The 13,543-nt window shown below is 53.1% G+C and carries 12 protein-coding genes; 8 read left to right on the top strand and 4 right to left on the bottom strand.

Features of this window, described 5'->3' with window-relative positions; translation table 11 throughout:
• Positions 1–16 precede the first annotated feature (16 nt).
• Entirely contained in the window at positions 17–709 is a 693-nt protein-coding gene (locus V7676_RS06495; RefSeq protein ID WP_335658819.1) for a pentapeptide repeat-containing protein, read from the top strand.
• A gap of 15 nt (positions 710–724) precedes the next feature.
• On the opposite strand, the gene V7676_RS06490 is transcribed toward V7676_RS06495, so the two are convergent.
• Positions 725–1,843 (bottom strand): AI-2E family transporter, encoded by a 1,119-nt coding sequence (locus V7676_RS06490; RefSeq protein WP_335658818.1) that lies wholly within the window; start codon positions 1,841–1,843, stop codon positions 725–727.
• A 144-nt stretch (positions 1,844–1,987) separates the two neighbouring features.
• Here V7676_RS06490 and V7676_RS06485 point away from each other — a divergent pair, with 144 nt between their 5' ends.
• Together V7676_RS06485 and V7676_RS06480 are read left to right on the top strand one after the other, a co-directional pair.
• Positions 1,988–4,423, top strand: a complete 2,436-nt coding sequence (locus V7676_RS06485; protein ID WP_335658817.1) for a ligase-associated DNA damage response DEXH box helicase — start codon at positions 1,988–1,990, stop codon at positions 4,421–4,423.
• Positions 4,424–4,514: 91 nt separating this feature from the next.
• The gene (locus V7676_RS06480; protein ID WP_335658816.1) at positions 4,515–5,489 is read left to right on the top strand and encodes a retroviral-like aspartic protease family protein; all 975 of its coding nucleotides are present in this window, start codon (positions 4,515–4,517) and stop codon (positions 5,487–5,489) included.
• Here V7676_RS06480 and V7676_RS06475 read toward each other — a convergent pair.
• Positions 5,479–6,135: a glutathione S-transferase gene (locus tag V7676_RS06475; RefSeq protein ID WP_335658927.1), complete on the bottom strand. Its 657-nt coding sequence runs from the start codon at positions 6,133–6,135 to the stop codon at positions 5,479–5,481. The two genes, V7676_RS06480 and V7676_RS06475, sit on opposite strands and share 11 nt — an antisense overlap.
• Before the next feature lie 2 nt (positions 6,136–6,137).
• Positions 6,138–7,097, bottom strand: coding sequence for an oxygen-dependent tRNA uridine(34) hydroxylase TrhO (trhO, locus tag V7676_RS06470; RefSeq protein WP_335658815.1), 960 nt, complete (start codon positions 7,095–7,097; stop codon positions 6,138–6,140).
• 60 nt (positions 7,098–7,157) lie between these two features.
• Between trhO and pdeM the strand changes: the two genes are divergently transcribed.
• Genes pdeM through V7676_RS06445 form a run of 5 tightly spaced genes read left to right on the top strand, consistent with a single transcriptional unit; the run spans position 7,158 to position 12,824 of the window.
• Complete coding sequence (pdeM, locus tag V7676_RS06465; protein ID WP_335658814.1) at positions 7,158–7,898, top strand: ligase-associated DNA damage response endonuclease PdeM; 741 nt, start codon at positions 7,158–7,160, stop codon at positions 7,896–7,898.
• Positions 7,899–7,915: 17 nt separating this feature from the next.
• Positions 7,916–9,058, top strand: a complete 1,143-nt coding sequence (locus V7676_RS06460; protein ID WP_335658813.1) for an 8-amino-7-oxononanoate synthase — start codon at positions 7,916–7,918, stop codon at positions 9,056–9,058.
• Entirely contained in the window at positions 9,055–9,684 is a 630-nt protein-coding gene (gene bioD / locus V7676_RS06455) for a dethiobiotin synthase (protein WP_335658812.1), read from the top strand. Before V7676_RS06460 ends, bioD begins: the two co-directional genes overlap by 4 nt.
• A complete protein-coding gene (locus V7676_RS06450; RefSeq protein ID WP_335658811.1) occupies positions 9,681–10,940 on the top strand; it encodes an adenosylmethionine--8-amino-7-oxononanoate transaminase in 1,260 nt (419 codons plus the stop codon). The genes bioD and V7676_RS06450 overlap by 4 nt, the downstream gene beginning before the upstream one ends.
• A gap of 27 nt (positions 10,941–10,967) precedes the next feature.
• A complete protein-coding gene (locus tag V7676_RS06445) occupies positions 10,968–12,824 on the top strand; it encodes a cation:proton antiporter (RefSeq protein ID WP_335658810.1) in 1,857 nt (618 codons plus the stop codon).
• Here V7676_RS06445 and V7676_RS06440 read toward each other — a convergent pair.
• On the bottom strand, positions 12,821–13,483 hold the full coding sequence (locus V7676_RS06440; RefSeq protein WP_335658809.1) for a YggS family pyridoxal phosphate-dependent enzyme: 663 nt from the start codon (positions 13,481–13,483) through the stop codon (positions 12,821–12,823). The genes V7676_RS06445 and V7676_RS06440 overlap by 4 nt on opposite strands.
• Positions 13,484–13,543: the final 60 nt, after the last annotated feature.

The following is a 13,543-nucleotide window of genomic DNA, read 5'->3' as shown; positions in this document are numbered from 1 at the left end:
AATTTTGAGTGGTAAGATGAATGATCTGTTTTCCGATAGCTCCGTGCGGGAGCAGAAGCTTTCGCGAGCTGATATAGACGGATTAGCCTCAAATTCTTCGCCAGCCCATTTGATCGACTGCGATCTGGAAGACGTTAATCTTGCCGATCTCGATCTCACAGGATGGGAATTTGAGCGATGTAATTTGCGTCGGGCCGACTTTTCCGGGACCAACCTCGAAGGCACGATATGGCGATCTTGCCGGGGTGCTTTCGCGACATTTGTTGATGCCGATTTGACCGAGGCATTGTTTGAATCAAGCGACTTTAATAACGCCATATTGCGGCGGTCAACGCTCGTTTCTGCCTCATTCCGAAGCTGCAAGCTAACCGGCGCTGACCTATCAGAAACCAGAGCAATGGGCGCAACTTTTGATGAAACCCTCCTCATCAACGCAAAAATACCCGGCTATAGTTTCCATAAACAAACCCTCCGCAAAATCGATTTCAGCAATGCCGACCTGCATAAGTCCGATTTCCGCGCAGCCATTTTTGAAGATTGTAGCCTGCGCGATGCGAATATGGGCGGATCACGCTTTGTGGGGGCAGACCTTCGCGGGGCGGACCTTGGCGGCCTGAGACTGGTCGACGCTGCTTTATTCCGCGGCGCAACGATTTCCAGAGAGCAAGCCACGCAATTGCTGAGTGAGCTTGGTCTCAACGTCCTGTAAACGCACGCGCTATTTTCACTTCGGCTTTGACTTGGCATTAGCAGCCCGGGCTCTGACCTGGCGCGCGCGTTCCGTCTTGTTCATTTCCGCGAAAATCCGCCAAACTGCGATAAACAAGGCGGCCAGAAGCGGGCCGATAACAATGCCGTTGAAGCCGAATAGCTCCAGCCCACCAAGGGTGGAGATTAAAACGACATAATCCGGCATCCGCGTATCCCGGCCGACCAGCGTCGGGCGGACCAGATTGTCAATCATGGAGATAATGAATATTCCAGCCAGAATCAGCACGATTCCTTGCCAAACTGATCCGGTGACTAACAGATATATCCCGACCGGCAGCCAGACGAAGCCAGTGCCAATCGCAGGAATAAGCGAGAAAATAGCCATGGATACTGCCCAAAGCAACGCCCCGCGAATATCCAGTGCCCAGAAAATCAAACCGCCGACAGCCCCCTGAAGCAGCGCGATGACAAAGCTGCCTTTAATTGTCGCAATGATGACGATAAAAAATTTATCGATGAGGATACGGCTTTTGCTTTGCGACAAGGGGACAACATTTTCAATCTGCGCCGCCAGATCACGTCCATCCCGTAACAGGAAAAACGTCAGATAGAGCATGACCCCCAGCGCAAGCATGAAACGAAACGCCCCTTGGCCCACGCTAAAAGCTTGGCCGATCAGAAATTCTAAAGTGTTGCCCACCGCCTCTTCAATCCGGGGGCGCACCGTGGTCAGGTCACCATATCCCCAAGCGGCAAGTTGGTTTTGCACCCACGATGGCAAACTATTTTGAAAAGAAACAAAAACCCCGCCAAAATCAAATTCCCCTGCCTGAATGCTGACATAGGCGTTGGTCGCCTCTTGCACCAAAGCCATACCGAGCAATATTGCGGGCACGATGACTAGCAGGATGACAAGGATCAACGTCAAAAAAGCGGCAAGATTGACCCGGGGCGACAGCCAGATTGACATTTTCTGATAGACCGGCTGAAATAGAACCGCGACCACAACGCCCCAAACAATCGCACCAAAAAAAGGCTCGATCAGCAGCGCAAATGCCAGTGAGATGATCACTAGCAGCGCCAGCACGAAAAGCCGTTCTATTCCAAATTGAGGGCGCTCTGATTCATCCATATATTTTCAACCGCATTAGCATGGGAACTCTGTTCTTTCTTAACGGCTGGAATGAAACGGGCAATGGAATTTGTATCTTATAAAAGAGCAATGCGCAGCAATTGGATTAGTGGCAGAGCCGAAAAAATAGCCTAGACTAATCTTGTGAAACAACCAAAGCTTCCTGACCCTCTCGCTCAATGGTTTGCCGCACGCGGATGGCGCGTGAGGCGACATCAGATGGAAATGTTGCAGGCCGCAAGGGCAGGGCGGCATGCCTTGCTCACCGCACCGACCGGGGCAGGCAAAACGCTGGCGGGTTTTCTGCCGACGCTGGTGGATTTAATCGAGAATCCCGCTTTTAAAGGCCTCCATACGCTTTATATCTCTCCTCTCAAGGCCTTAGCGGTCGACGTGCAGCGCAATTTATTGACCCCGATCGAGGAAATGAACTTGCCGGTCACAGTAGAAACCCGCAGCGGCGATACCCCGGCCAATCGCAAGGCTCGCCAGCGCGTCAAACCGCCGCAAATCTTACTCACCACGCCGGAATCGCTCAGTCTTCTGCTCAGTAAGGAAGAAAGCTTCACGTTATTTGCCGGTTTAAAACATGTAATCATTGATGAAGTCCATGCCTTTGCAAGCGGCAAACGCGGTGACCTTTTGTCACTGTCTCTGGCCCGATTACAAAAGATAGCACCGGATATGCGCCGCGCCGCCTTATCAGCGACCGTCGCTGAACCCGATGATTTCCGCGCATGGCTTGCGCCTTATGGTGATATTGACACTGTCACGCACGTGCTGGGCGAAGAGGGTGCACCAGCAGATGTGTCAATCATGATCCCTGAAACGCCCGCAGGTGACAAAATCCGTGTGCCATGGGCCGGTCATGCCGGAGTCTATGCCATACCGCAGGTGATGGAACAGATTAAAGCCAACCGCATGACGCTGATCTTTACCAATACGCGTTTTCTGGCCGAGTTCATCTTTCAGAAATTATGGGACATTAACGAAGAAACGCTGCCCATCGGCGTCCATCATGGCAGCCTGTCGAAAGAAGCACGGCGTAAGGTTGAAAATGCGATGGCATCGGGCAAGATGCGCGCTTTGGTCTGTACCGCATCGCTCGACCTCGGAGTGGATTGGGGCGATATTGACTGCGTAATCCAGATGGGTGCGCCAAAGGGCAGTTCACGGTTGCTCCAGCGCATTGGCCGCGCCAATCACCGGCTGGATGTCTCGTCCAAGGCGTTACTGGTTCCCGGAAACCGGTTCGAATATCTGGAAGCACAGGCCGCGTTAGATGCCGTCAATGAAGGCAAGCGTGACGGTGAGCCATTTCGCCCCGGCGGTCTGGATGTCCTCGCACAGCATATCATGGCCTGTGCTTGCGCCGCGCCGTTTCAGGAAGATGATTTGCTCGACGAGTTGCAATCTTCTCTGCCTTATAGCGCGCTCGACAAGGACACATTTAATCGCGTGCTCGGCTTTACCCAAGATGGCGGCTATGCCTTGAAAGCCTATGATAAATTCAAACGGCTTCGGCGTGACGCCAAGGGAGTTTGGCATCTTGTCCACCCGCGCTTTGCGACACAGCATCGGTTAAATGCCGGCATCATAGTCGATTCAGCGATGATGACCGTCCGGTTCAAAAACGGGCGAAATCTGGGCAAGGTCGAAGAAAGCTTTGCCGCCATGCTGAGCCCCGGTGATACATTTTTCTTTGCCGGTATGAGTCTCGAACTCGTCAAGCTGGACACATCCGACGTTGTCGTGCGCGCCACCAAGAAGGCAGCGATGATCCCGAGCTATACCGGCCTGCGCCTGCCGCTCACGACGCATTTATCTGATCGGGTGCGCGACCTTTTAACCGATCGCGCCGGTTGGGCGCGCTTCCCCGATGACGTGCGTGAGTGGCTGGAAATGCAGGACCATCGTTCGCGCTTACCAGAATCGGGCGAGCTGCTCGTGGAAACATTCCCGCATCAGGGGATGCACTATATGGTGGCCTATAGTTTTGAAGGCTGGAACGCGCATCAATCACTCGGCATGCTGCTGACGCGGCGTATGGAGAGTAGGGGGCTGAAACCCGTCGGCTTTGTCGCCAATGACTATGCGCTGGCCTGCTGGAGCGTGGAACCGGTCAGCGATCCCGCATCCCTTTTTAGCGCCGATATATTGGAAGATGAGTTTTTTGACTGGGTCGAGGGAAGCTATTTGCTGAAACGCGCTTTCCGCGAAGTGGCAGTGATCAGCGGACTAGTGGACCGTCAACATCCCGGCAAACGCAAGACCGGCAAGCAAGTGACCTTCTCCACCGATCTGATTTTCGATGTTTTGCGCAAATATGAACCGGATCATCTGCTGATGCAGGCCGCGTGGGCCGACGCACGGGCGCGGATGACCGATGTTGCGCGGCTGGGCGATCTGCTCGACCGCGCTGCCGGATCAATGGTGCATGTCGACCTGGACCGCGTCAGTCCGCTGGCGGTTCCGGTTCTGGTCATGATTGGCCGCGAACATGTGGCGCAAGGGGCCACGGACGATGCGTTATTAATCGAGGCGGAAAGCCTGATCGAGGAAGCGATGCGCGGCGATTAGGGCGGCTCCCAGCAAACGCAATATGAGCATATTTTTGGTGATTGGGTCGTTTGGTGGTATCATGACGTGAAAAATATAAACGGAGAGTCTGATGCCGATTTTTTCTTTGAGTTTGTTGCCAGCTATCGCAGCATCGGTGCTCCCCTTTGCTTATCCGGTCCCGATGGGGCAATCAATTGAGCCAGGAATCTTGACCAAACCAGATAGCGAAATCGTCGCTATAGATGAAGATCGCGCCCAGCGCATGACGGTTCCCGTGAGTATCAAAGGTCTGGGTCCGTTTTCCTTTGTAATTGATACTGGGGCTGAACGGACCGTTCTCTCACGTGACATTGCCACAAAGCTGGCGCTGGATGCCGAAGAACCCGCGCAATTGATGAGCATCGCCGGCAGCAGCATGGTCGATATGGTCTTTGTGCCGCGATTAACTTTGGGCACAAAAAGCTACGACAGCCTGATCTCACCCGTTTTGCTGGGGCACCATATCGGTGCTGACGGAATATTGGGTCTCGACGGCCTTCAAGATCAACGCATATTATTCGATTTTGTCGCCAACCAAATATCCATTGAGGATACCGCTGATCCTCGCCCTATGGTCACTGCGCGTGAAATTGTGGTGACGGCGAAACGGCGCTCGGGGCAACTGATTTTTACCGAAGCGACCATTTCCGGGGTCAGAGTGAATGTCATCATCGACACAGGGGCGCAAATTTCAATCGCCAACCCCGTCCTGCAAAAACGCCTGATTCAACGCGCCAAAGAGCTTGGTGAAGAAAATAGCCTGATTGCGGTGACCGGAGAACGGCTGGGCGTCACATTTGGTGAGGCCCGCGATTTCCGGATCGGCCGCGCGCAATTTGCCACTTTACCCATAGCCTTTGCCGATGCCCCGCCGTTTAAACGCTTGGGTATGGGCAAAAAGCCCGCGCTTTTACTGGGGATGGATGTACTGCGTAAATTTGATCAGGTTGCAATCGACTTTAAAGAGAGAAAAATCCATTTTCTGCTGCCGAAAGATGCAAAACATCGTTACGAACCGCCGAAGTTCACCCGGGTCAAATCATAGACATATTCGCCGCTTCTAGCGCGAATACCGGCTCCAGATCATCCGTTTTCCACTGTGGAAATTTTGTCATCGTAGTACTGAAGAGTGCCGAACCCAAATGCCCATCCAACCATTTATGGAGCATCTGCAATGGCTGAATATCAAACCAGTCGCGGTCATTATTGGCAAATTGGCGAACAAACGGGAAAATCGCATGGTCCGCCAAACGTGGCTGTTTTCCAAGCAACTGTCCGTTGTCAGCGATCCGCTTGTCCAGTTTCAACAAAAAATCCAGACCCGCACTGCGATGCGCGATCGGATCGACGTCATCATAGCGCGTCGGATATTTATAGCGGTCGAGATTATCCTTAAAATCGCTATCGGCTTCTGCGATCAGCTCGGCGCTAGCTTCCTGCTCTTCCAGCCAGCCGCAAGGATCAGCGCGCTCCAGCGCCCAGTGCATGATCGCGAGACTTTCATCAATGACGGTTCCGTCATCCAGCACCAATACCGGCACGGTCGCCTTGGGTGAAGCTGCGATCATCTCTTCCGGCTTGTCGCGCAGCACAACCTCGCGCAAGCGCACGGGTGTTTCGCTGATCAATAGCGCCATGCGCGCGCGCATTGCATAAGGGCAGCGCCGAAAACTATAGAAGACGGGCAGCATGATCATGGGCTACCGAGATGCTGGCGGCCTTCTTGCGCGGCTTTGTCCACTTGCCGCTGACGCTCCCGATAGCGTTCCCGCTGCTCTTCGGACCGTGTATCGTAACAATGCGGGCAGGCTTCACCGGGAATATATTGGTTAGACGCGCGTTCTTCGGCATTCAATGGCATCCGGCAAGCATGACATTGATCATAATCGCTCTCTTTCAAGCCATGGCCGACCGCAACCCGCTGGTCGAAAAGAAAGCAATCGCCGTTCCAACTGCTATTTTCCTCTGGCACATTTTCCAGATATTTGAGGATACCGCCTTTCAGATGGTGCACATCGTCAAAGCCTTGTGCTTTCACATAGGCCGTGGCCTTTTCGCATCTGATACCACCGGTACAGAACATCGCGATTTTAGGTGATTTCTCTGATTTCGCGCGCAATTCGGTAGCGAAATCATCAAACCATGTCGGAAAATCCCGAAATGTCTCTGTGTCCGGATTAATCGCACCTTCAAAACTGCCAATCGCCACTTCATAGGCATTGCGCGTATCGATAACGATCGTATCGGGGTCCGCAATCATGGCGTTCCAATCCAAGGGATCGACATAATCGCCCTTGGCCCGCGCCGCATCAATGCCGTCCACGCCCATGGTCACAATTTCTTTTTTCAAACGCACCTTCATGCGCAAAAAGGGCATGTCATCGGCGGCTGAATATTTGACTTCCAGTCCGGTAAATTGGGGAAGATTTTTCAGGAAGGCGATAGTAGCATCTATACCCTTATCTTCGCCTGCAATCGTGCCGTTAATGCCTTCCGCCGCGAGCAAGATCGTGCCTTTTAGCCCATTGGCTTCACAGGCAGCCAAGATTTCTGGCTTTAACGCCGCCGGATCATCGACCACAGCAAAATGATAGAGCGCAGCGACTTTATAGGGTGAATTTGTTTCCGTCATAGCGCGCATATAGTCGTGCATGGAATGAAATTCCAACCCTTCCGGCTTGCATAGGCCCACCGATCATCGCATAGCGGGAGCATGGTTCCCCTTTCGTTCGCCCATCACCGGTTTTATGTGGTCGCCCCAGCCGCGCTCTATTGGCCAGCGCAAAAGGCTTTGCTTGTGGCCGACTTGCATCTTGAAAAAGCAAGCTTTTACGCCCGTCAGGGACAGATGTTACCTCCCTATGACAGCCGCGCGACGCTTGATGAACTGGCCGAACTTATCGCGAAATCGAAAGCAGAAAAAATCTTTTGTCTGGGCGATAATTATCACGATGATGAGGGTGAGGCGCGGTTGGAGAAAAATGCCGCCGATCGGCTGAAAAAACTGACAAAAGATACACGGTGGATATGGATAAGCGGCAATCATGACCGGGATGTCAGCGGTATATGGGGCGGCGAAGTCATGGCTGGATGGATGGGCGAGGGCATTGCCCTGCGCCACCAAGCAACAGCAAATACCAAATTGCCCGAAATTTCGGGTCATTTTCATCCCAAGCTACGCGTGCCCGTTCGCGGAAGGCATGTTTCGCGGCGCTGTTTTGTCAGAGGTGAAAAACATCTCATCATGCCCGCCTTTGGCGCCTTAACCGGCGGACTTGCGGCTAATCACCCCGCGATAGAACAAGCCGTTGCTGGTCCGGCAGAAGCCGTCATCCCGCTCAAAGAAAAGCTCGTGCGTTTCGATCTGGGCTTTACAACATCACCTCCAAAATCGTCCGGAGATTTGATGAAAAAATCGCAACTCGCATTACCGCTAGCCATAGCCGATAATTGACTGCTAACAGCTTCGCAATGTCTCTATTCGAACCATTTCAACAGCAGCTGGACGCCCTTGACCGGGCGGGCCGTAAGCGTGCTCTTATCATTCCGCCGGGCAAGGATTTTGCATCCAACGATTATCTCGGGCTAGCGCGCAGCACATTTCTTAGCGAGACCGCCCACGCCGCACTCGACAGCGGGATCCCGCATGGCTCTGGCGGATCACGGCTATTGGGCGGCAATCACGTAGAGCATGAGGCGCTAGAGGCTTTTACCGCAAAGCATTATGGCGCAGAAGCCGCTTTATTTTTTAGCACGGGCTATGCTGCTAATCTGGCTCTATTCTCGACATTGCCGCAAACCGGTGATCTGGTTCTCTATGATGCATTAATTCATGCCAGTAGCCATGATGGTATGAAATTGGGCCGAGCCGAAACGCAAAGCTTCCGCCATAATGATCTGGAAGACTTAGCGGGGCAGATCGCCGCCTATCGTGAAAGAGGCGGGACCGGAACAGTCTGGATTGCCGTGGAAAGCCTATATAGCATGGACGGTGATCAGGCCCCGTTGCTTGATATTGCCCAAATAGCGGAACGCCATGATGCGGTGATGATCATTGATGAAGCCCATGCCGTAGGCGTGTTTGGCGAGCGCGGTGTGGGCTTATCCGGTGTGCTCAAAAATCAGGATAATATGATCGTCCTGCGCACATGCGGCAAGGCTTTAGGCGTCGAGGGCGGACTGATCACCATGCCCGATGTCCTGCGCAATTTTTTCATCAACCGGGCCCGCGCCTTCATTTTCTCGACCGCCCCTAGTCCGCTCACCGCCCATATGGTGCATCAGGCAATTGCATATGTTGCGGATAATCCATCACTACAAAGGCAATTGCAGGACCATATCCAGGTAGCGGAGCAACAGTTGGGGCCATTATGCCCCGCATCCCGGTCCGGTAGCCAGATTTTCCCCGTAATTCTCGGAGAAGACAGGTTGGCCGTGCAAGTCGCCACCAATTTACAACAAGTGGGTTTTGACGTCCGCGCAATCAGACCGCCGACCGTGGCTGCCGGCACCGCGCGGCTACGACTGTCGCTAACGTTAAATGTGTCGCAGGAAGATATTATATTGCTTGCGGAGGCTTTGAACGAAGCGCGCCGCGTTGAGCATGCAGCGTGAATCAGCGTTACGTTATTACCGGAACCGACACCGATATTGGCAAAACGGTCTTTGCGGCTGCCCTGACCGCAGCGCTGGATGCCTATTACTGGAAACCGGTACAAGCTGGTCTCGAGGGCGAAACAGATAGTCAGGCGGTCTTAAGGTTGAGCGGGGTCGGAGCCGATAAAGTCCTTCCGGAAAAATTTCGGCTTAACACGCCAGCCTCTCCCCATTTTGCGGCCGCCAAAGATGGCGTCACCATAGCCGCAGGCGATTTAGCCGTTCCGCAAGTCGAGGGGCATTTAGTAATCGAAGGGGCAGGCGGCGCATTAGTTCCGATTAATGACGAATTGCTGTTTGCCGATCTGTTTGCGCTTTGGAAATTACCGGTCATCATCGTTGCATCGACCAAGCTGGGCACGATTAATCACAGCCTGATGACCATAGAAGCGCTGCGTAGCCGCGGCGTTCCGGTATTTGGCATGGCCTTCATAGGGGGTGAAATTGCAGATAGTCAGGATACGATCTGCCGCATCGGTGGTGTTCCGCAATTGGGCCGTTTACCGATCATAGATAACCTGTCCGCCCAAACGCTTTCAACAGCTTTTCGCGCGCATTTCACCATATCGGATTTCGGCATATGACCACGAAAATCTGGCATCCCTTTACGCAACACGGCCTTGGCGAACCCATTCCCCAAATCGCGAAAGCCGAGGGCGCCCTATTATATACAGAGGCTGGCCGCGAAATAATCGATGCTATTTCCAGTTGGTGGGTGCAGACCCATGGCCATTGCAATCCCAAAATTGTTGCTGCGATACAGGAGCAAAGCGCCCGGCTGGATCAGATCATCTTTGCCGGATGGACGCATGAGCCAGCGCAGCAGCTAGCCGAGGGCCTATCGGAGTTTCTGCCTAGCGGACTGGATCATATATTCTTTTCCGATAGCGGATCGACGGCCGTGGAAGTCGCTCTCAAAATGGCACTGGGTTTTTGGCATAACGAGGGCCATTCCCGAAATCGCATATTGGTGATGGATCATAGCTATCATGGCGACACTATTGGCGCGATGTCGATTGGTGCCCGCGGCGTGTTTAACAACGCCTATGCCCCGCTGCTTTTTGATGTGGGTTCCATTCCCTTTCCCGAGCAAGGGTCGGAGCAAGCCACGCTAGACGCCCTGACTGTCTTTTGCGCAGATCCAGACGATCCGCCAGCCGCGCTTATCGTTGAGCCGCTAATCCTTGGGGCAGGGGGCATGAAGGTCTATTCCCCCGATATTCTGGCCGAGATGCACCGAATCTGCGCGCAGCATGATGTCCTATTCATAGCTGATGAAGTCATGACCGGTTGGGGGCGCACCGGAACGGTCTTTGCCAGCGAGCAAGCCGGGATCACGCCCGATATCATGTGCATGGCAAAGGGATTGACCGGCGGCGTCATCCCCTTGGCAGTTACGGCCGCGAGCGCGCCGATATATGATGCGCATTTTTCGCAAGATCGCGCCAAAACCTTTTTTCACTCCAGTAGCTTCACCGCGAATCCCATTGCCTGCGCCGCAGCCAATGCCAATTTGCAGATTTGGCGCGACGAGCCAGTTCAGCAGCGCATTGATCATATCATCCAATGCCATAGCGACTTTGCCGATCAGCTTCGCCAACAACATAATATATCGGCTGTTCGCCAATGCGGAACAATATTGGCTTTCGAAATAGACGATGCCGGCGGTAACTATATGTCGGCCTTAGGCCCTGAATTGCTTCGTTTTTTTACAGATCATGACGTGCTGTTACGGCCACTCGGAAACGTAGTTTATATAATGCCGCCTTATTGTATCACAGATGATCAACTGTTTTCAGTTTACAAGATTATACAAGAGGCGATCGATCATTTTGCATAAAGCTCAAAAAAACGGCATAGATTACAAATGATTATTGTTGATTCGTTGATGGTGAAAATTGCGCTGATTGGCGTTTTGGGCATTGGCGCACAATGGGTCGCTTGGCGCACCGGTCGTCCGGCCATCGCCCTTATGCTGATTGTCGGGATTATCGCTGGCCCCGTGCTCGGGATTATTGACCCCGAACGAGATTTTGGCGCGCTTCAGGAGCCGATCATTAAACTGGCCGTCGCTGTCATCTTGTTTGAGGGCGGACTAAGCCTCAACTTCCGCGAGCTCCGGCAAGCGGGCGGTGCGGTTATCATGATGGTGCTGATAGCCGGACCGATTGCGTGGATATTGGGAACGGCCGCTGCCCATTATGGTGCGGGCTTGTCGTGGGAAATTTCGGCGCTTTTGGGCGGCATAATGATCGTTACAGGACCAACCGTTATCGGACCGATGCTCCGCACCTTGCGGGTGCCTTCACGGGTCCGCAGCGTCTTGAAATGGGAAGGCATTGTCAATGACCCGATCGGCGCGCTGCTAGCTGTCGGGATTTATGCCTATATTACCTATGAAGGTGCTGACGCCAATATCGCAGTAATTAGCATGGATGTGCTCGCGGCCAGTTTTGTTGCCGGGACATTGGGTGCAGCCTTGGGCTATGCAATTACCTGGTTGTTTCCCAGAGGCCATGTGCCGGAATATCTAAAAGCCCCGTTTCTTTTAATTACCGTGATTGGCGGTTTCGTTGTTGCTGATCTGATCAAGCATGAAACCGGTTTAATCACTGTCACCGTGATGGGTGTAGTTCTGGCCAATCGACAGATTTATTCGAGTCAGGCGCTCCACCGGTTCAAGGAAGATTTGGCGGTCTTGCTGATCTCCGGTGTCTTCATCATATTGTCCGCGACACTGGACTGGGAAACTGTCCAGCAATTCCGGCCGCAATTTGTCATATTCCTCGTCTTATTATTATTCGTCGTCCGGCCCATATCGGTCCTCGTCGCCTTATTGTTCAGCTCCTTGCCGTGGCGAGAGCGCCTGTTCATCGCCTGGATTGCCCCGCGCGGTATTGTGGCCGTAGCGATTACGGGTCTATTTGCTATCCGGCTGGTCGACTATGGTTTCCCCGGTGCAGAAGCATTGGTTCCGCTGAGCTTCGCCGTTGTGATCGCCACAATTTTTGCCCATGGCTTTTCCGCAGCCTGGGTTGCCGAACGCCTTGGCATCAATGAAGGCAAGGGCGAAGGCGTTTTGATTGTAGGGGCGACACGGTGGACGGTGGCCTTGGGTAAAATACTGAAGTCTCTAGACATTAAAGTGTTGATAGCAGACACTAGTCCATTCGCGCTACGCCGGGCTCGCGGCGAGGAGTTAGAGGTACATCAGGGCGATATATTGGACGAAGCCCATAATGATAATATCGAACTGGGCCAGTTCCAACATATGATTGTCGCCACCGATAATGACAGCCAGAACCAACTCATCACCGCCGATCTTGGACCCGAGATGGGCTTTGACCAGATGAGCCGCCTGTCCAATGAAAGTCGCGAACAAAGCAAAAGCAAGATCGGTAACGGACGGATATTATTTGAATCAGGCACGGATTTCAACACATTGCTCGATCGGGAGCGCGATGGATGGCGCTTCAGCAAAACCAAAATTACCGAGAAATTTTCTGCCGAAGAATATCGCAAGAATCTGGAAAAAGACGAAGAACCACTGGTGATATTTAAAGAAGACCGGCGCTTATTATTCTTCTCCACAAAAACGCGGCCAGTGATGGAGAACGGCGATATTGTGATCAGCTTTGTTGCACCCGACACGCCAGAAGAGCGTAAGGCCGACCGTGCCGCGAAAGAAGCCGAAAAAACTGGAGAGCCAAAAAGCGTTAGCTAGGGCCGCGCGCCGAATAAAGCTGTTCCCACTCGGATATGCGTTGCCCCCAGCTTAATCGCAGTTTCATAGTCCCCGGACATGCCCATGCTCAGCTTTTCAAGGCCGTGATCTTTCGCCAGTTTCGCTAGCAACGCAAAATAGGGTGCCGGATGAACATGGGACGGGGGCACACACATCAGCCCCGCCACTTCAATTCCCTCCGCCCGCGCTGATTCCAATAAGCTTAGCAAATCAACGATGGCGCAACCGCCTTTTTGTGATTCCTCGCCAATATTCACCTGAATAAAGCACGCTATCCGCCGATCCAATTTGTCCATGGCTTTCGACAGCGCCTTAACCAGCGAAATGCGGTCGAGCGAATGGATCGCATCAAACAACTCTACCGCCTCTTCCGCCTTATTGGATTGTAACTGGCCAACAAGATGCACTTGGGCATCTGTATATTCTACGCGCAGCGCTGGCCATTTAGTCGCGGCTTCTTGTACCCGGTTTTCGCCGAAAATTCTTTGGCCAGCGTCAAGCAAAGGCCGTACCTCATCCGCTGAGCGGGTTTTCGAGATCGCAATAAGCTGCACATCTGCAGCATTGCGCTGGGCTAGCTTTGCAGCCTTGGCCATTTTATCCTGAACTATGTTCAACATGTCGCTAGATATTGTCATGGGCATCTTTTTCTTAAAATTCTCAATTGGCTAATGCCCGCCTATATGGCAGGCCAGTCT

The organism is Parasphingorhabdus sp. (genome assembly GCF_036963805.1).
Classification (GTDB): Bacteria; Pseudomonadota; Alphaproteobacteria; order Sphingomonadales; family Sphingomonadaceae; genus Parasphingorhabdus.
The sequence above is the reverse complement of the archived record's forward strand: the minus strand, read 5'-3'. Positions and strand labels throughout refer to the sequence as shown.